The sequence below is a fragment of the Actinocorallia lasiicapitis genome, assembly GCF_054778695.1.
This window is the reverse complement of record NZ_BAAGZI010000094.1, coordinates 1-17,612: the sequence shown is the minus strand read 5'-3', so window position 1 is coordinate 17,612 and position 17,612 is coordinate 1. Positions and strand designations below refer to the sequence as shown.

The 17,612-nt window shown below is 71.5% G+C and carries 16 protein-coding genes and 1 pseudogene; 12 read left to right on the top strand and 5 right to left on the bottom strand.

What is annotated here, in order from left to right; all coding sequences use genetic code 11:
* The coding region (locus ACYVE7_RS13570) for a DNA gyrase/topoisomerase IV subunit A (protein WP_460365009.1) at nucleotides 1-2,414 on the bottom strand (2,414 nt) is incomplete at its 3' end.
* Between the two features lie 41 nt (nucleotides 2,415-2,455).
* Between ACYVE7_RS13570 and ACYVE7_RS13565 the strand changes: the two genes are divergently transcribed.
* The 4 genes from ACYVE7_RS13565 (at nucleotide 2,456) to ACYVE7_RS13550 (ending at nucleotide 6,291) form a co-directional block, all read left to right on the top strand.
* Entirely contained in the window at nucleotides 2,456-3,607 is a 1,152-nt protein-coding gene (locus tag ACYVE7_RS13565; RefSeq protein ID WP_460365008.1) for a lactate 2-monooxygenase, read from the top strand.
* 138 nt (nucleotides 3,608-3,745) lie between these two features.
* On the top strand, nucleotides 3,746-4,369 hold the full coding sequence (locus ACYVE7_RS13560; protein ID WP_460365007.1) for an ATP-binding cassette domain-containing protein: 624 nt from the start codon (nucleotides 3,746-3,748) through the stop codon (nucleotides 4,367-4,369).
* A gap of 133 nt (nucleotides 4,370-4,502) precedes the next feature.
* Nucleotides 4,503-5,663, top strand: a complete 1,161-nt coding sequence (locus ACYVE7_RS13555; protein WP_460365006.1) for a sensor histidine kinase — start codon at nucleotides 4,503-4,505, stop codon at nucleotides 5,661-5,663.
* A 22-nt stretch (nucleotides 5,664-5,685) separates the two neighbouring features.
* Nucleotides 5,686-6,291, top strand: coding sequence for a response regulator (locus ACYVE7_RS13550; protein ID WP_460365005.1), 606 nt, complete (start codon nucleotides 5,686-5,688; stop codon nucleotides 6,289-6,291).
* Nucleotides 6,292-6,696: 405 nt separating this feature from the next.
* On the opposite strand, the gene ACYVE7_RS13545 is transcribed toward ACYVE7_RS13550, so the two are convergent.
* Nucleotides 6,697-7,491, bottom strand: a complete 795-nt coding sequence (locus tag ACYVE7_RS13545; RefSeq protein WP_460365004.1) for a hydroxypyruvate isomerase family protein — start codon at nucleotides 7,489-7,491, stop codon at nucleotides 6,697-6,699.
* 334 nt (nucleotides 7,492-7,825) lie between these two features.
* Here ACYVE7_RS13545 and ACYVE7_RS13540 point away from each other — a divergent pair, with 334 nt between their 5' ends.
* Nucleotides 7,826-8,500 carry a hypothetical protein gene (locus ACYVE7_RS13540; RefSeq protein WP_460365003.1) on the top strand — a complete coding sequence of 225 codons (675 nt, stop codon included), beginning with the start codon at nucleotides 7,826-7,828 and terminating at the stop codon, nucleotides 8,498-8,500.
* A gap of 35 nt (nucleotides 8,501-8,535) precedes the next feature.
* Here the strand turns inward: ACYVE7_RS13540 and ACYVE7_RS13535 are convergent, their stop codons facing one another.
* A complete protein-coding gene (locus ACYVE7_RS13535) occupies nucleotides 8,536-10,590 on the bottom strand; it encodes a RecQ family ATP-dependent DNA helicase (protein ID WP_460365002.1) in 2,055 nt (684 codons plus the stop codon).
* A 93-nt stretch (nucleotides 10,591-10,683) separates the two neighbouring features.
* Here ACYVE7_RS13535 and ACYVE7_RS13530 point away from each other — a divergent pair, with 93 nt between their 5' ends.
* From ACYVE7_RS13530 to ACYVE7_RS13500, 7 genes and pseudogenes are all read left to right on the top strand, one after another.
* Nucleotides 10,684-11,616, top strand: coding sequence for an STM4015 family protein (locus ACYVE7_RS13530; RefSeq protein WP_460365001.1), 933 nt, complete (start codon nucleotides 10,684-10,686; stop codon nucleotides 11,614-11,616).
* A complete protein-coding gene (locus tag ACYVE7_RS13525) occupies nucleotides 11,613-12,653 on the top strand; it encodes an STM4014 family protein (RefSeq protein WP_460365000.1) in 1,041 nt (346 codons plus the stop codon). Before ACYVE7_RS13530 ends, ACYVE7_RS13525 begins: the two co-directional genes overlap by 4 nt.
* Nucleotides 12,650-13,417, top strand: a complete 768-nt coding sequence (locus ACYVE7_RS13520; protein ID WP_460364999.1) for an STM4013/SEN3800 family hydrolase — start codon at nucleotides 12,650-12,652, stop codon at nucleotides 13,415-13,417. The genes ACYVE7_RS13525 and ACYVE7_RS13520 overlap by 4 nt, the downstream gene beginning before the upstream one ends.
* Nucleotides 13,414-14,673, top strand: a complete 1,260-nt coding sequence (locus ACYVE7_RS13515) for an STM4012 family radical SAM protein (protein ID WP_460364998.1) — start codon at nucleotides 13,414-13,416, stop codon at nucleotides 14,671-14,673. The genes ACYVE7_RS13520 and ACYVE7_RS13515 overlap by 4 nt, the downstream gene beginning before the upstream one ends.
* Nucleotides 14,673-15,515, top strand: a complete 843-nt coding sequence (locus tag ACYVE7_RS13510) for an STM4011 family radical SAM protein (protein WP_460364997.1) — start codon at nucleotides 14,673-14,675, stop codon at nucleotides 15,513-15,515. The genes ACYVE7_RS13515 and ACYVE7_RS13510 overlap by 1 nt, the downstream gene beginning before the upstream one ends.
* Before the next feature lie 8 nt (nucleotides 15,516-15,523).
* Nucleotides 15,524-15,814 (top strand): MazG-like family protein, encoded by a 291-nt coding sequence (locus ACYVE7_RS13505; protein ID WP_460364996.1) that lies wholly within the window; start codon nucleotides 15,524-15,526, stop codon nucleotides 15,812-15,814.
* 84 nt (nucleotides 15,815-15,898) lie between these two features.
* Nucleotides 15,899-16,171: pseudogene (locus tag ACYVE7_RS13500) on the top strand (helix-turn-helix domain-containing protein); the annotation flags it as partial.
* Nucleotides 16,172-16,196: 25 nt separating this feature from the next.
* Here ACYVE7_RS13500 and ACYVE7_RS13495 read toward each other — a convergent pair.
* Both ACYVE7_RS13495 and ACYVE7_RS13490 read right to left on the bottom strand, forming a co-directional pair.
* Complete coding sequence (locus ACYVE7_RS13495) at nucleotides 16,197-16,808, bottom strand: cysteine hydrolase family protein (protein WP_460364995.1); 612 nt, start codon at nucleotides 16,806-16,808, stop codon at nucleotides 16,197-16,199.
* A gap of 169 nt (nucleotides 16,809-16,977) precedes the next feature.
* The coding region (locus ACYVE7_RS13490; RefSeq protein WP_460364994.1) for a DUF6745 domain-containing protein at nucleotides 16,978-17,612 on the bottom strand (635 nt) is incomplete at its 5' end.

Here is a 17,612-nt window from a genome sequence, read left to right as displayed (position 1 = left end):
GAACCGTCGCGGCGGCCGAGCTCGGCGGGCAGATCGCCCGGACGTCCGCCCGCCACGGCGGCCGAGGCGGGAGCGGGGCCCGCCCAGGCCAGGAGCAGGGCGTCCTCGCCCTTCAGGAAGCGGTGGCTGCGGACACCGCCCGTCGCACGGCCCTTCGGCGGGTACTCGGCGTAGTCGGAGACCTTCGCCGCGCCCGTCTGGGTGCCTTCCAGAGCGGTCGAGGAGCCGGAGACCGTCACCACGACGCTGTCGCGAGCGGAGTCGACCGCGCCGAACCAGATCACCTTCGCGTCCGCCGCCAGCTTGATGCCCGCCATGCCGCCCGCGGGACGGCCCTGCGGCCGCACGTTCGAAGCGGCGAAGCGCAGGAGCTGGGAGTCGTCGGCGATGAAGACCAGATCGTCCTCCTCAGAGGCGAGCTGGACCGCGCCGACCACCCGGTCGCCGTCCTTGAGGGTGATCACTTCGAAGTCGTCGCGGTTGCCCGGATAGTCGTTGGCGACACGCTTGACGACGCCCTGTTCGGTGCCGAGGGCCAGCCCGGGGCCGTCCTCCGACAGGTCGCCCAGGCCGATCGCCGTCTCTCCGGCGGCCAAGGTCAGGTACTCCTCCAGCGGCGCGCCGCCCGACAGGGACGGCGGAGCCGCCGACGGGGGCAGCGCGGGCAGGTCGATCGTCGCGACCTTGATCATCCGTCCGGTGGAGGTGACCACGCCGAACTCGCCGCGCGCCGACGACCGGATCACCGAGACCAGCACGTCATGGGCGGCGCGCGGGCCGTCGTCCGGCAGCGGCGACACGTCCGTGGTGCGGGCCAGCAGCCCCGAAGACGACAGCAGCACGAAACACGGGTCGTCGGCGACCTCGAGGGTCACCGCGGCCGACGACTTCGCCTGCCCCGACGATTCCAGCAGCACCGTGCGGCGCGGGGTCGCGAACTCCTTGGCGACCTCGGCGAGCTCCTTCGACACCACCTGGCGGAGCTTGGTCTCCGACTCCAGGATCGCCGTCAGCTCGGCGATCTCACGGCGCAGGGTCTCGCTCTCCTTCTCTAGCTCCAGCTTGTCGAAGCGGGTCAGGCGGCGCAGCGGGGTGTCGAGGATGTACTGGGACTGGATCTCCGACAGCTCGAAGATCTCCTGGAGCCGGGCCTTGGCCTGCGCCGAATCGTCCGACGTGCGGATGACCTGGATGACCTCGTCGATGTTGAGCAGCGCGATCATCAGGCCGTCGACCAGGTGCAGGCGCTCCTCGCGCTTGCGGCGGCGGAACTGGGAGCGGCGGCGCACCACTTCGATCCGGTGGTCGACGTACACCTGGAGCAGCTCGCGCAGCCCGAGGGTCTTCGGCTGGCCGTCGACCAGCGCGACGTTGTTGATGCCGAACGACTCCTCCATCGGAGTCAGCCGGTACAGCTCCTCCAGGACGGCCTCCGGGATGAAGCCGTTCTTGATCTCGATGACGAGCTGGAGGCCGACCGTGCGGTCGGTGAGGTCCTTCAGATCGGCGATCCCGTGGATCTTCTTCGCCTGGACCATGTCCTTGATCTTGGCGATGACGCGTTCGGGGCCGACGTTGTAGGGCAGCTCGGTGACGACGAGGCCCTTGCGGCGCGGGGTGACATTCTCGACCCGGACCGTCGCCCGCGTCTTGAAGACGCCGCGGCCGTTCAGGTAGGCGTCGCGGATGCCGTCCAGGCCGACGATCTTGCCGCCGGTGGGCAGGTCGGGGCCGGGGACGAACCGCATCAGATCGTCCAGGGTGGCGTTCGGGTGCGTCAGCAGATGCCGGGCCGCCGCGACCACTTCGCCCAGATTGTGCGGCGCCATGTTCGTGGCCATGCCGACCGCGATCCCCGTCGTGCCGTTCACCAGCAGGTTCGGGAACGCCGCCGGCAGCACCTCCGGCTCGAGCTCTTGGCCGTCATAGTTCGGGCGGAAGTCGACGGTGTCCTCGTCGAGGCCGCCGACCATCGTCATCGCCTCGCGCGACAGCCGCGCCTCGGTGTACCGCATCGCGGCGGGCGAGTCGTCGCCGCCCAGCGAACCGAAGTTTCCGTGCCCGTCGACGAGCTGCATCCGCATCGCCCACGGCTGCGCCAGACGCACCATCGCGTCGTAGATCGCGCCGTCGCCGTGCGGGTGCAGCTTGCCCATGACCTCGCCGACGACGCGGGCGCACTTGACGTGGCCGCGGTCGGGGCGCAGGCCCATCGCGTTCATCGAGTACAGGATGCGGCGCTGGACCGGCTTCAACCCGTCACGGGCGTCCGGAAGCGCGCGGGAGTAGATCACCGAGTACGCGTACTCGAGGAAGCTGCCTCGCATCTCCTCGGCGACGTCGATGTCGATGATGTTCTCTTCGAACTCTTCCGGAGGTGGAGTCTGACCAGTGCGGCGTGCCATGCTCGCCATTCTGGCGTGTGTCGCCGACAGTTTCGTCCACGGAGCGTCCCATGAGCCTTGCTGACTTCCAGAATGAGATCTATTTGTCCGGTCTGGGGGGTGTCAGGCCTGAACTTCCGACCGATCTCCACCGGCTCGAGGAACTCGCGCGCGGCGCGCTGTCCGACCAGGCGTTCGGCTATGTGGCGGGGGCGGCCGGATCGGAGTCGACGGCGCGGGCGAACCTCGCGGCGTTCGACCAGTGGAAGATCGTGCCGCGGATGCTCAGGGACGTCGCGACGCGCGACCTCACCACGACCGTGCTCGGGACGGCGATGCCCGCGCCGGTGATCCTCGGCCCGGTCGGCGTGCTGCGGATCCTCGACCCGGAAGGCGAGCTGGCCGTCGCGCGGGCCGCGGCCTCGCTCGGCGTCACGATGACGCTGTCGACAGCCTCCTCCACCGCCATGGAAGAGGTCGCCGCGGCAGGCGGGCCGCGCTGGTACCAGCTCTACTGGCCCAAGGACCGGGAGCTGGCCGCCAGCCTGGTCGGACGTGCCAAGGACGCCGGGTACAGCGTGCTCGTCCTCACCCTCGACACCTTCACCCTCGCCTGGCGGCCCCGCGACCTCGACAACGCCTACCTGCCGTTCCTGCACGGAATCGGCGTGCAGAACTACTTCAGCGACCCCGTCTTCCAGAAGGCCATCGGCGGGCCCGTCACCGACGCCAACCGCGACCTCGCCCTGCTGCACTGGGCCGCCAACTTCGGGAACCCCTCGCTGACCTGGGACGACCTGGCCTGGTTGCGCACCCAGTGGGACGGCCCGATCGTCCTCAAGGGCATCCAGCACCCCGCCGACGCGCGACGGGCCGTCGACGCGGGCATGGACGGGATCGTCGTGTCGAACCACGGCGGACGGCAGGTCGACGGGGCCATCGCCGCGCTCGACACGCTGCCCGCGATCGCGGCCGAGGTGGGCTCGGAGCTCACCGTGCTGTTCGACTCGGGAGTCAGGACGGGGTCGGACGTCGTCAAGGCGCTGGCGCTGGGGGCCTCGGCCGTCCTGGTGGGCCGGCCGTACGCCTATGGGCTGGGGCTCGGCGGCGAGGACGGCGTCCGGCACGTGCTGCGGTGCCTGATGGCCGACCTGGAACTCACCATGGCGCTGTCGGGACTGTCGTCGCTCGCCGAGATCGGGCCGGACGTGCTCAGCCGGTGACCGCCTTATCCCGGTAAGGCCGGTCACCCATGACGTTTGTCACTGGTGACTGCTGAACTCCTCACGGTGAGGTGCTGACGAGTCGCACTGCTCGCTCACCGGATTCCACGGCACTGTGGGACGCAGAGAGGAGACGCCATGATCGAGATTTCGGGGGTCCGTACCCCTACCGCCACCTCCTGGCCGCCGTCCGCCGGGGGTGGGCGGAGAGGGTTGATCTCGCTCACCGTGCGGCCCGGTGAGATCGTCGCGGTCTGCGGGGGAGACTCCGCCGAGCTGCTCGAACTGGTCGCCGGTGACCGCCGTCCGTCCGAGGGGTCCGTCAGAGTCAACGGCCGCGACCCCTACACCGAACGGTCCGCGGTGACGGTGGCCGCCCTGTCCGCCGCCGACTCCCTCTACGGCGACCTCACGGTCAACGAGATCTCCGGAGCCTGGCGCACCTGGGCGGCGCACCCCCTCAACCCCGCCGCCGACTCCGCCCTCGCCACCCTGCCCCGCCGCGGCCCCATCCCCTACACCCGCCTCACCCCCGCCGAACGCCGCCGTTTCGACCTCGCCATGGCCCTGACGGGCCTCCCCGACGCCCTCGTCCTCACCGAGCCCACCACCCGGCTGTCCGCCGCCGACTCCCGTCCCTTCTGGCGGGTACTGCGCAGCCTCCCCGTGCCCGTCCTCATCGCCACCACCTCGCCCCAGGAGGCCCGCAAAGCCGACCGGACCCTCCTGCTCACCGCCTTCAGCACGCCCTACGCCGCTTGACTTCACCACCCCGGAGGGCGGAGATCCGGGTGGCGCGGACGTACAGGGGAGCGAGGTCTCGGGGGTGGGTGTGAGGCGTCGGCCGGGTCGCGTACTCTGCGGAGTCCCTGTCGGCTGGGGATGGAGGTGGAGGGTGCAGCCGCGACTCCCGCGGGAATCAGTGATCGTCACGATGGTCGTCGGACTGTCGGCGGCCGCCACCGTCGGGCTGTTCGCCAATGGGGTGGTGGTCGCGTTCGGCTCCGGCCAGCCCTGGAAGTTCGTGATCGGGACGATGGCGGCGATGCTCGTCGTCGTGCTCCAAGGACGCCTGCTCTGGCAGTCGGCCTATCGCGAGATCAGCCGCGACAGCCGGATCTTCCTCGCGGTGATCGCCGTGGTCGTGTTCGCGCTGCCGTTGCTGCTGGGCGGCGCCTGGAACCAGGGGATGGCCGCCGTCGCGGGCATGATCGCCGTGACGCTGCCTGAACGCCTGTCGATCCCGCTGGTCGGGCTCGCCGCCGCCCTGACGGGAGTGATCAGCACCGCCACCGGGGCGCCCGGCCTCGAAGCGCTGTGGATCGCGCTGTCCCTGCCCGTGTACGGGCTGAGCGCCTACGCGACCGTCTGGCTCTGTCTGGCCGTCAAGGAGCTGCGCGACGCCCGCACCGAACTGGCCCGCCGGGCCGTGGGTGAGGAACGTCTCCGCTTCGCCCGCGACCTCCACGACGTGCTCGGCCACAGCCTCCAGGCGGTCGCGCTCCGCGCCGAGCTCGCCGAACGGCTGCTCGCCAAGGACCCCGACCGGGTCGCCAAGGAGCTGGAGGAGATCCAGCGGATGGCGCGCGGCGCCATCCAGGAGGTCCGTGACGTGGTCCGCGGCTACCGCGTCACCTCGCTGCGCACCGAACTGAACGGCGCGACGGCCGTGCTGCGCGCCGCCGGGATCACCTGCAGCACCCCGCAGATCCCCGACGATCTGCCCCGCCACGTCCACGACGCGCTCGGCTGGGTGGCGCGCGAGGCCGTCACCAACGTCCTGCGGCACAGCGGCGCCACCCGCTGCGAGCTCACCCTGACCGCCGATCCCGTCAACGCCGTCCTCACGATCGTCAACGACGGAGCCCGCCGCTCCGAAAGTCCCGGCCGCCGCGACAAGGTCGGGCGCGGGCTGCCCGAACCGTCCGCCGGCAGCGGTCTCACCGGGCTGCGGGAGCGGGTCGTGGCGGTCGGCGGCGAGCTCAGGGCCGCCGCCCTCGGCGACGGGGCCTTCGAGGTACGCGCGATCGTGCCGCTCTCCGGACTCCACCTATGATCACGCGGGAAGGGGAGTGAGCATGATCCGGGTGCTGCTGGCGGACGACCATCACATGGTGCGGGAGGCGCTGGCGCTGCTGCTGGGCACCGAGGACGGCATCGAGGTGATCGCCGACGTCGGCCGCGGTGACGAGGCCGTCGACCGGGCGATGGCCCTGCGTCCCGACGTGTGCGTCCTGGACATCGACATGCCGGGCCTCGACGGCCTCACCGCGGCCGAACGCCTGAACCGCTCGCTCCCGTCCTGCAAGGTCGTGATCGTCACCGGCCACGGCCGCCCCGGCAACCTGCGTCGCGCCATGGCGGCCGGTGTCCGCGGTTTCCTCGGCAAGGACACCCCCGGCTCCCGCCTCGCCGAAGTGATCAAACAGGTCCACGAAGGCGCCCGCTACATCGACCCCCAGCTCGCCGCCGACGCGCTGGCCGCCGAGGAGTGCCCGCTCACCCCCCGCGAGCTCGACGCCCTCCGCGCCGCGGCCGACGGCAGCCCCATCTCCCGTATCGCCCGCACCCTCAACCTCTCCGAAGGCACCGTCCGCAACTACCTGTCCGCCGCCGTCACCAAACTCAACACCACCAACCGCCACACCGCCGTCCAGGCCGCCCAATCCCGCGGCTGGCTCTGAACCAAATCCCAGTGCCCCCAAGCCGCGCCAAGCCCCCCACCCACCGAATCGGCGCTCACTGATCTGAACCAGAAGCCGAGCCGCCGGGTCTCGCACAAACCCCTCCGCGGCCTGCCAAGCCATCGCCATCCCACCCGTTCAGAGACCCAGGCGGAGGAGGTAGCCGAGTTCCAGGGGTGGCTTTCCCCGTGTGCATGCCCGGTCTGCACCGGAGGCTGGGCTGCTGCGGGGCTCGTCCAAGTCCTCTGCGGCTTGCACCTGTTCAGGGGCTGGGCGGGGGAGTTAGCCGAGCTCGATGGGTGGCTTCATCCCCGCGTGCTTTGACCAGTCTGAATCGCGGGCAGGGCTGCTGCGGGCTCGTGTAAGCCGTCTGCGGGCTACCGGGTGATTGTTGTTCGACCGGGTTCAGGGGCGGGGGAGCCAGGTGAATTCGGTGGGGAGGGTGGTTGGGGCTTGGGGGGTGTATTCGAGGGCTATGTGGGCGGGGTAGCCGAGGGTGGTGAGTTCGGAGAAGAGGGAGGGGAAGTCCAGGGTGCCGGTGCCGGGGTGGCCTCGGCCCGGGGTGTCGGCGATCTGGACGTGGCCGATGGAGGTGGCGTGGGTTTTGAGGACGGCTAGGAGGTCTTCGCCGTTGTTGGCCAGGTGGTAGGTGTCGAAGAGCAGTTTGATGTTGGGTTCGGCGGCGGCGGTGATGACGGCGACGCAGTCCGCGGCCGTCTCCAGCGGGTAGCGGCCGTTCAGGCCTCGGGACAGCGGTTCGAGGAGGACGGTGCCGCCGAAGCCGGCGACGGACCTGGCGGCCAGACGGAGATTGGCGAGGGCGACCACATCCTGCTCTGCGGCCGTGACGCCGTCGAGGCGATGGCCGTAGAGCGCGTTGAAGGAACGGGCTCCGGTCCGCTCGGCGATCCGCACCAGCGACTCGACGGCGCCCTCGAACTCGGTGACACGCGCCGGATCCGACAGGATGCCCCGCTCACCGGCCGGAAGGTCACCGGCGAAGAAGTTGAGCGCGACGAGCTGGACCCCGGCGTCGTCGAGGGACCGGCAGAACGCGTCGACCTCGGCGGCCGACGGCGTGGCCGTGGGAAACGGCCACCAGAACTCGACGGCGTCGAACCCCGCACGTCGCGCGGCCCGCGGGCGCTCCAACAGCGGCAGCTCGGCGAACAGGAGAGAGCAGTTGACCGCGAACCTCATCGTTTCCTTCCCTCGCTCATCCCACATCGTTCCTCGTCGGCCAGGACGCTGCTGAAAAGGCCCCTCAGGAGCCCGGATCGCCCCATCTTGCCGGTAAGTGTCAACCGCCATAGAGCGGGGCGAGCCGGTCCTGATCTTGCCTTCCAGCCGACTCCTAGGCGGCAGCAGCTAGGGAAATACCATCGCGTGTTCCGGAACGCCACCACGCAGCGGGGGCGGTGATCGGGACGGTCGCGGCGAGAACGCCCGCCGGAGCGGCCCTGGGTGTTTCCCGGGGCGGAACTGAGTAGTTCAGCGGATGTTCCGGACGGGGCGGCGCGGCAGGGTTGCCGGTATGAACGATCGCGGGCGGGCCGCCGCTCTCAGCCTGAAGCTCCTGCTCGGGGCGTTGCTCGTGCTCGCCGTCGCCTTTCCCGAGTGGGACCGGTTCGCCGACAAGGCGATGGGGGCGCGGGCCGTCGCCTATCCCGTCGCGGTGCTGCTGTTCCCGCTCTACTGGCGGTCGCGGCGGCGGGAACCGCTGCCCTGGGGGGTCGACGCCCTGTTCACGGCGCCGTTCGTCATCGACGTGGCGGGCAACGCCGCCGATCTTTACGACACGGTCGCCTGGTTCGACGACGCCTGCCACTTCGCCAACTGGGCCCTTCTGGCGGCCGCCGCCGGACTGCTGCTGCGCCGGACGTCCCTGCCGCGCTGGGCGATCGCGTTGAGCTGCGCCGGGATCGGCGCGATCACCGCGATCCTCTGGGAGCTCGCCGAGTACGGCGCGTTCATCCTCGACACCCCCGAATCCGTCTCGATCTACCGGGACACCCTGGGAGACCTCACCCTCGGCCTCCTCGGCGCGACCGTCGCCGGTCTCCTGCTCGCGCTGCTCCCACACCGCGCACCCGCACCCGACGTGCAGGTCTGGCCGCCGCTCCCCGCCCACCGGCCCCTGCGGATCGGCCGTCCCCGCAGTGACCGCGCCCTGAGCCGGACGGCGAAAGCCCGCCCCACCCACCGCTGAAACCGGCCGCCCGAAGACCGCCGCCGGCCCGGACGTCAGGTCGTGGTGGCGAGCGTCAGCGGGAGGACGGCGGTGGCACCGGCCCCGCGGAGCAGTTTGGCGGCCGCCGTGAGGGTCCAGCCGGTGTCGGTGAGATCGTCGACCAGGAGGACAGGGCCCTGAGGGGGCGTGAAGTCCAGGGTCAGGGAGTCCAGCACGGTGCGGAGCCGGTAGGCGCTGTTGTGCTGCGGCGGCGGGACGGGCCCCGCCGAGTGCAGGTCGCCGGGGTGCGGCAGCCGTCCGATCGCGGCCAGCCGCGCGGTCAGCGAAGCCACCAGCTCGGGGTGGGTGCGGCTGGCCACCGAGACCACCGCCACCGGCCGTTCCGCCCACCCCCACGAGGCCAGCAGCCGGACGACGGCAGCGAACATGTCGTCGGGAACCGGCTGGTCGGGCCCGGACAGGAGGGCCCGGAGCCGCGGCCCCCAGCCGATGTCGGTGAGCCGGCCGAGGGCCCGCCCCGGCTCGGCCTGCAGCGACGGGGCGATCCGCCCGGACAGCCCGATGTCGCCCTTCATCCCGGTCGGCCACATCTTCCGCGGCGCGAGATCGACCCCCGGCCGCTCCAGCCGGGTGCGGGCGTCGTTCAGTGAGCCCTCGGAGATCGTCGTCGGCCACGCGGCCCCCGTGCATACGTCGCACCGGCCGCACGGGACGGCCGCGTCGTCGTCCAGACAGCGCCGCAGATAGAGCATCCGGCAGTCGGAGGTCGTCTGGTAGTCCAGCATGGTTCGCTGCTCGTGGTCGCGCGCGGCCTTGACCCGCGCGTACCGCTCGGCGTCGTACGACCACGGTTCGCCGGTGGCGATCCAGCCGCCCTTGACCCGCTTCACCGCCCCGTCGACGTCCAGGACCTTGAGCATCATCTCCAGCCTGCTGCGCGACAGATCCACCATCGGCTCCAGCGCCCCCGTCGACAGCGGACGCTCACCGAGGGCCGCCAGCGTGGCTCTGACCACCGGTTCCGGCGGGAACGCCAGCGAGGCGAAGTACGCCCAGATGTCGCGGTCCTCGCTGCCCGGCAGCAGGATCACCTCGGCCCGCTCCACGCCGCGGCCCGCACGGCCGATCTGCTGGTAGTAGGCGACCGGCGAGTTCGGCGCGCCCAGATGGACGATGAACCCCAGGTCGGGCTTGTCGAAGCCCATGCCGAGCGCGCTGGTGGCGACCAGCGCCTTCAGCTTGTTGTCGAGCAGATCCTGCTCGGCCTGGAGCCGTTCGGCCTGCTCCGTCTGGCCCGAGTAGGAGGCGACGGCGAACCCGCGGTCGCGCAGCAGCGCCGCGACCTCCTGCGCGGCGGCGACCGTCAGCGTGTAGATGATCCCCGAGCCGGGCAGCTCCTCCAGCCGTTCGGCCAGCCACGCCAGCCGCTGCGACGGGGTCGGCAGCCGGACCACCGCGAGCCGCAGCGAGTCGCGCTCCAGGGTGCCGCGCAGGACCAGGGTGTCGTCGCCGAGCTGCTCCGCGACGTCCGCCGTGACGCGCGCGTTGGCGGTGGCCGTCGTCGCCAACACCGGGATCCCGGCGGGCAGCTCGGCGAACAGGGTGCGCAGCCGCCGGTAGTCGGGCCGGAAGTCGTGGCCCCAGTCGGAGATGCAGTGCGCCTCGTCGACCACGACCAGCCCCGCCGAACCGGCCAGCGCGGGCAGCACCTCGTCACGGAACTCGGGGTTGTTGAGCCGCTCGGGGCTGACCAGCAGCACGTCGACCGCGCCCGAGGCGACCTCGCCGTAGACCGCACGCCAGTCGTCGGGATTGGCGGAGTTGATCGTGCGGGCCCTGATCCCGGCACGCTCCGCGGCGGCGATCTGGTTGCGCATCAGCGCCAGCAGCGGCGAGACGATCACCGTGGGGCCGGCGCCGCGCGCCCGCAGCAGGGACGTCGCGACGAAGTACACCGCCGACTTGCCCCAGCCGGTGCGCTGCACCACCAGCGCGCGCCGGTGCCCGACGACCAGCGCCTCGATCGCCGTCCACTGATCCTCGCGCAGCCGGGCGTGCTCACCGGCGAGGGCCCGCAGGCACCGTTCCGCTTCCTCCCGCAACTCCATGCCCCATGCCTACCACTCGCCACCCACATTCCCGTGCGGCTTGTCAGTGCCGAGTGGTAGGACAGTCCCGACAAATCCCAGAGAGGTCAGCCGATGCCGTACCAGCACGTCAGCGAGTTCGCCGGGCTCCCGGTGGTCGATGTCACCGAGGACACCGACCTCACCGGGCTGCCGAGTCCCGAAAGTGTGGCCTGGCGGCTACGGATCGACGACTACGTCGAGGACTTCGACGCCTTCAACGAGCTGTTCACCGCCTTCGTCGACGCCGTCGACACGACCAAGATCCCGGCGCTGCTCTTCGGCAACTGGGGGGCGAGCTACGAGGTCAACGCCGCCCAGCCGATGACCCTGCTCGTCGACGCCAAGGAGAAGTTCCCCGCGCTGCGCGGCCTGTTCTGGGCCGAGATCCTCGGCGAGGAATCGGAGATCAGCTGGATCGAGCAGACCGATCTGACCCCGCTGTTCACCGCGTTCCCCGGGCTGGAGACCGTCACGATCCGCGGCGGCAGCGGGCTGGTCCTGCAGCCGCTGGCCACGCCCAACCTGCGGGAGCTGCGGTTCGAGACCGGCGGGCTGCCCGCCACGGTCGTCCGGGCCGTCGGGGCGAGCGACCTGCCGGCGCTGGAGCACCTGGAGCTGTGGCTGGGCGTCGACGACTACGGCGGCGACGCGACCGTCGCCGACCTCGCCCCGATCCTGGCGGGGGAGCGCCTGCCCAAGCTGCGCCACCTCGGCCTCCAGGACTCCCTCCAGCAGGACGCGATCGCCGCGGCCGTCGCGTCGGCGCCGGTCGTCGCCCGGCTGTCCACCCTCGATCTGTCGATGGGCGTGCTCACCGACGAGGGCGCCGAAGCGCTCCTGTCGGGGCAGCCGCTCGGCCATCTGAAGGCGCTCGACCTCAGCCACCACTACCTTTCGGAGGAGATGACCGAGCGGATCGTCGCGGCGCTGCCAGGCGTCGAGGTCGACCTCGGCGACAAGCAGCGCGAGGACGACGACTGGCGCTACGTGGCCGTCGCCGAGTGACGAGGTTCACGGTCGTCGGGACTCCCCGGGAGCGCCGGACGGTTCTGTTCGCGGCGGCCTGCGCCGCGCAAGGGTTGCCCGCGCCCCGGGTGCTGCCCTGGCGCGACGTGCTGTGCGGCGCGCCCCTCGAGGTGGACGGGCCGCTGCGGATCGACTCGCCGGGCGAGGACCCCGCCGTCGACGCGCTGCTGCGGGGCCCCGGCGATCCGGCCAGGGTCGGCGGCGGCGCGCTCTGGTATGCCCGGTTCGTGCACGGGCTGGAGCGGCTGCGCCCGTACGCCCCGCACGTCGACGACATCGCCGTGATGTTCGACAAGCGGCTCACCCATCTCCGGCTGAGCGCGGCGGGCGTCCCGGTGCCCGTCGCGCTGCCCGCGGCCGGCTCCTACCGGGAGCTGAGGGAGTGGATGGCCGAGACACGGTCACCGCGCGTGTTCGTGAAGCCCCCGCACGGGTCTTCGGCGTCCGGGGTGGTGGCGTTGCAGACGGCGCCCGGCCGGATCAAGGCCGTGACCTCGGCGGTCCCGGCCGGTGACGGCTGGCGGAACTCGCTGCGGGTCCGCGCCTACGAGAGCGAGGAGGAGGTGGCGCGGCTGATCGACGCCCTCGCCCCGGACGGACTGCACGTCGAACGCTGGTTCCCCAAGGCGGCGCTCGACGGCCGGGTGCTCGACCTGCGGGTCGTGGTGATCGGCGGACGCGCCACCCACGCCGTGGTCCGCTCCAGCACCGTCCCGATGACCAATCTGCACCTCGGCGGGGTCCGCGGTGATCTCGACGCCGTCCGGCGGCTCGTCGACTGGGAGGCGGCCCTGGAGCTGTGCGAACGGGCCGCGGCCTGCTTCCCCGACAGCCCGATGGCCGGGATCGACCTGCTGGTCGGGATCGGCGGGAAGCGGCTGGCCGTCGGCGAGGTCAACGCGTTCGGCGACCTGCTGCCCGGTCTGACCGGGTTCGCCGGTTCGGCGGCCGAAGGCGTCGACACCTACACTGCCCAGGTCAGAGCGGCTCTGGGGGATCTGTCTTGTACGACATGAACGCGATCGTGGGCACCCACGACCTGCTGCTGATCACGCTCGACACGCTCCGCTACGACGTGGCCGTCGAACAGGCCGCCGCGGGCAACACCCCCGAGCTGGCGAGCCGTTTCACCTGGCAGAAGCGGCACACGCCCGGCAGCTTCACCTACGCCTCCCATCTGGCGATGCTCGGCGGGTTCCTGCCGACCCCGGCCGAGCCGGGCCCGCATCCCCGGCTGTTCGCCGCCGCGTTCCCCGGCAGCGAGACCACCAGCCCGTCCACCTGGACCTACGACGCCCCCGACCTGCCCGCGGGGCTCGCCGCCGCCGGCTACCACACGGTCTGCGTTGGGGGAGTGGGCTTCTTCAACGGGCTGACGGCGCTGGGCTCCGTGCTGCCGTCGATGTTCGCCGAGTCGCACTGGGAGCCCGGGTTCGGGGTGACGGCCCGCGACGGCCTCGACGCGCAGACCGACCGGATCGAGAAGATCGTCGCCGCCGCTGACCGGCCGCTGTTCCTGCTGCTCAACGTGGCCTCGCTGCACCAGCCGAACCACTTCTACCTGCCCGGCGCGTCCGGCGACACCCGCGACACCCACGCCGCCGCCCTCCGCTACGTCGACTCCCGGCTCGGCCGGCTGTTCGCCGCGCTCCGGCGCCCCACCTTCGTGATCGTCTGCTCCGATCACGGCACCGCCTACGGCGAGGACGGGCATACCGGGCACCGGATCGGCCACGAGGTCGTCTGGACCGTTCCCTACGGAGAGTTCGTCATCTCATGAAGCCTTATCAGGGATACGTCTACGCCTATCCGCACAAGACCGCATACCGCCCGCTCGTCCCCGAGCCGTCCCTGCGCGACGCCTGGCACGCCGAGGACCGCTCGGCGCTCTTCCTCTACCTGCACATCCCGTTCTGCGAGATCCGCTGCGGCTTCTGCAACCTGTTCACCAGGCTCGGCGCCGGAACCGACCTGACCGGCGCCTACCTGGACGCCCTCGACCGGCAGGCCACCGCCGTCCTCGACGCGCTCGGCGACTTCCGCTGCGCCACCGCCGCGTTCGGCGGCGGCACCCCCACCTATCTGACCGCCGCCGAACTGGAACGGCTGTGCGGGATCGCCGGCCGGTTCGCCACCGGAGTGCCGCTGGGCGTCGAGACGTCACCGGGCACCGCCACCCGCGACCGGCTCCAGGTGCTCCGCGACCACGGCGCCACCCGGATCTCCATCGGCGTGCAGAGCTTCGTCGACGCCGAGGCGCGGGCCGCCGTCCGCCCGCAGAAGCCCGCCGAGGTCGCCGCCGCCCTCGACACGATCCGCTCGGTCGGCTTCCCCGCGCTCAACATCGACCTGATCTACGGGATCGACGGGCAGACCCGCGCGTCCTGGCTGCACTCGATCGACCGGGCGCTGGAATGGCGGCCCGAGGAGCTGTACCTGTACCCGCTGTACGTCCGGCCGCTGACCGGGCTCGGCAGGAGGGGCCGCGACTGGGACGACCAGCGCCTCGACCTGTACCGGGCGGGCCGCGACCATCTGCTGGCCCACGGGTACGAACAGGTGTCGATGCGGATGTTCCGGCTGCCGGGTGGCGGCGGCACGACCGAGTACTGCTGCCAGGAGGACGGCATGGTCGGGCTCGGCTGCGGCGCCCGCTCCTACACCTCCGAGCTGCACTACTCCTTCGAGTACGCCGTCCACGAGACGGCCGTGCGCGGCATCATCGACGACTACGTCGCCACCGGGGACTTCTCCACCGCGAAGGTCGGCTTCACCCTCGACGACGCCGAACGCCGGCGGCGGCATCTGATCCAGTCGCTGCTCCAGGTGTCCGGCGTGGACCGGGCGGCCTACAAGGCGCGCTTCGGCTCCGACGTCCTCGACGACTTCGACCTGACCGGGTTCGCCCACTGGCTGACCGTGGGGGAGGAGACCGTCACCCTGACGTCCGAGGGGCTCGCCCACTCCGACGCGATCGGCCCCGCCCTGTTCTCCCCGCCCGTCCAGGCGCTGATGGACTCCTACGAGGCCCGCTGATGCTCACGATCCTCTACCGGGGGCCGCTCGCGAGCTGCGACTACGACTGCGCCTACTGCCCGTTCGCCAAACGGCGCGACACCCCCGCGCAGCTCCGCGCCGACCGGGCGGCGCTGGAACGGTTCGTCACCTGGGCGTCAGAGCAGCCTTTCGAACTGGCGATCCTTTTCACGCCGTGGGGTGAGGGCCTGGTCCGCTCCTGGTACCGGGACGCGCTGGTGCGGCTCAGCCTGCTGCCGCACGTCCGGCGGGTCGCGATCCAGACCAACCTCAGCCACCGGACGTCCTGGACGGAGGCCGCCGACCCCGCCAAGCTCGCCCTCTGGACGACCTACCATCCCGACCAGGTGCCCTACGAGCGGTTCCTGGCCAAATCCCGCGATCTGACGGCGCGCGGGATCCGGCACAGCGTGGGCGTCGTCGGGTTCCCCGAGCATCTGGGCTCGGCCCGCCGGCTCCGCGCCGACCTCGACCCCGGCACCTACTTGTGGGTCAACGCCGCCGAAGGCCGCACCTACACCGACGCCGAGGCCGCCGACTGGACGGCGCTCGACCCGCTGTTCCCCTACAGCCGCCACCCTCACGCCAGCCGGGGCAACCCGTGCGGCACCGGCGAGGACGTCGTCTCCGTGGACGGCGACGGCACGGTGCGGCGCTGCCATTTCGTGCCGACCGTGCTGGGGAATCTGTACGACGGCTCCTACCGGGCCGCGCTGGGGCCGCGGCCCTGCCCGAAGGCCGCCTGCGACTGCCATATCGGCTACGTTCATCTGCGGACGCTGCCGCTGGCCGCGGTGTTCGGCCCCGGGATCCTCGAACGCGTCCCCGTCCTCCTCACCTAAGGGTCCCCATGTGGAACGAGATCGCGAAGCTGCACGCCTACCACGGCCATGTCTCCGTCGACCTGCAGATGCTGAAGCTGTCGGAGGAGGTCGGCGAGGCCGCGGAAGCCTACATCGGGATGATCGGCGCCAACCGCCGCAAGGGCGTCCACCGCACCCGTGCGGACGTGCTCGCCGAACTCTCCGACGTGATCATCACGGCGGCGGTGGCGATGTCCCGGCTCACCGAGGGCGACCAGGACGCCGCCGCGGCGGCCTTCGAGGAGCGGCTGGCGCGCGTGCTGTCGCGGCTCAGCTGAGCGCGGCGGCGGACGGGACGACGACCCCGTAGAGATCGGCGATCGTCGCGAGCGCGCCGTGGTGGATCTGCTCTCACCTCCCGGCTCACCGTCACCGACCTGGCCGAACACGCCCATGTCAGCGACCGGCAGCTCACCCGCATCTTCAAGACGGAACTCGGGACGACCCCGGCCGCCTACATCGAGTCCGCTCGCGTCGAGGTGGCCCGCCACCACCTCGAATCCACCGACGCGACCCTCGACCGTGTCGCCACCCTGTCGGGTTTCGCCACCACCGACACCCTGGTCCGCGCTTTCCGCCGCACCCTCAACACCACTCCCACCGACTACCGGACCCGCTTCCGCTCCACACCCTGAAAGCAGCGGGCCCGCCGGTGCGGTGTCAGGCGGAGCGCAGGAGCGCGAGTGCTTCGGCGGCGGTGAGCGGTCCGGCGGTCGTCAGTGAGAGGTTCCCGAGGGATGCCTGGTGGATCTCCTCGGCGGCGGCCGCGACGCAGTCCGAGATCGGGTGGACGGTGAACCCGAGGTCGGTGCCGTGGCGGGCGGTCTGCTCCACGGTCAGGTTCGTGGCAACGCCCGTCACGAACAGCGTGGTGATGCCGCGTTCCCCGAGCAGCTCCGGCAGTCCGTTCCCCGCCAGCCCGGACAGCCGCTGGTTGTCCACGACCAGGTCCCCGCCGCCCAGCGGCAGCATCTCGGGGATGAGCGCAGCCCCATGCCCGTCGGGCCGGAACGCCTCCTGCGCGTCACCGACGGCGTTCATGAACCCGGTGTTCCGGACCAGCCCGCCCTCACCTTCCGGCACCGTGAACCGCGTGAACAGGACCGGCACCCCCAATCCCCGCACGGCCTCATGAAACTCCGCCGCCCGCCCCACCACCCCGCTCTTCGCCACGGGCTCCGCGAGCATCGCCCCGAAGAACCCCTCCTCCTTGATCACGTTGACCTGCCAATGCAACGCCAACACCGCCACCGACCCCACAGTTCTCCTCATCCCCCGATCCTCCCCGACCCCGCACCGTCCTCCCACCGCCGATCCGGGCTCGACGCCGCGCCGACCGCTTCCGCCCGGCGATCGATTCGTGGGGATGCCTGTCATGAGCAGGGCGGCGACCCCGCGCCTCGACTCGGGCAGGCCGGTTCCGGCCTGGCCGGCGGGCGGGTCAGGTTTCTTTCTGGGGGTGGTAGGCGGATTCGGGGAGGTTGAAAGTCCAGGCGACGCCTTCGCGGGCGGTGCGGGTGGTGGGAGGGACCCGGAGGTAGTAGGTGCGGGTGGTGCCGTCGGGTTCGGGGGTGCTGTTGAGGACCTCGACCATGACGACGGGCTCGTCGTCGGGGACGGGGATCGACCAGAGGGTGCCGGTGGCGTCGCGGTGGAGGGGCTCGGCGCCCGTTTCGGTGAGGTAGCGGTCGTAGCCGAAATGCTCCAGCATGACGCGGCGGAGCTCGGCGTTCTCCTCGGTGCGGATGTCGTCGACGGTCAGATGCGTGAGGGTCGCGATGAAGTCGGGCGGGATGGGCATACCGCGCCAGGCGTGCACGGCGAAACCGTCGGGGTAGGCGAGAGCGGGGCCGTCACCGCGGTGCAGGCGGCCCGGCTCGTCGCGGTGCAGCTCGGTGGGGCGTTCGCTGAGGATCACCAGGTTCTCGTACGGCCACCACCAGCCCGCCGACGCCGCCACCTCGGCCAGCCCGTGCAGCGGGCCCAGCCGGCCCAGCTCGGCGAACAGCTCCAGCCAGGGGACGTCGTGCTGGCCGAGCACCGCGTCGAGGGTCGCGCCGCGGACGAGACCGCCGA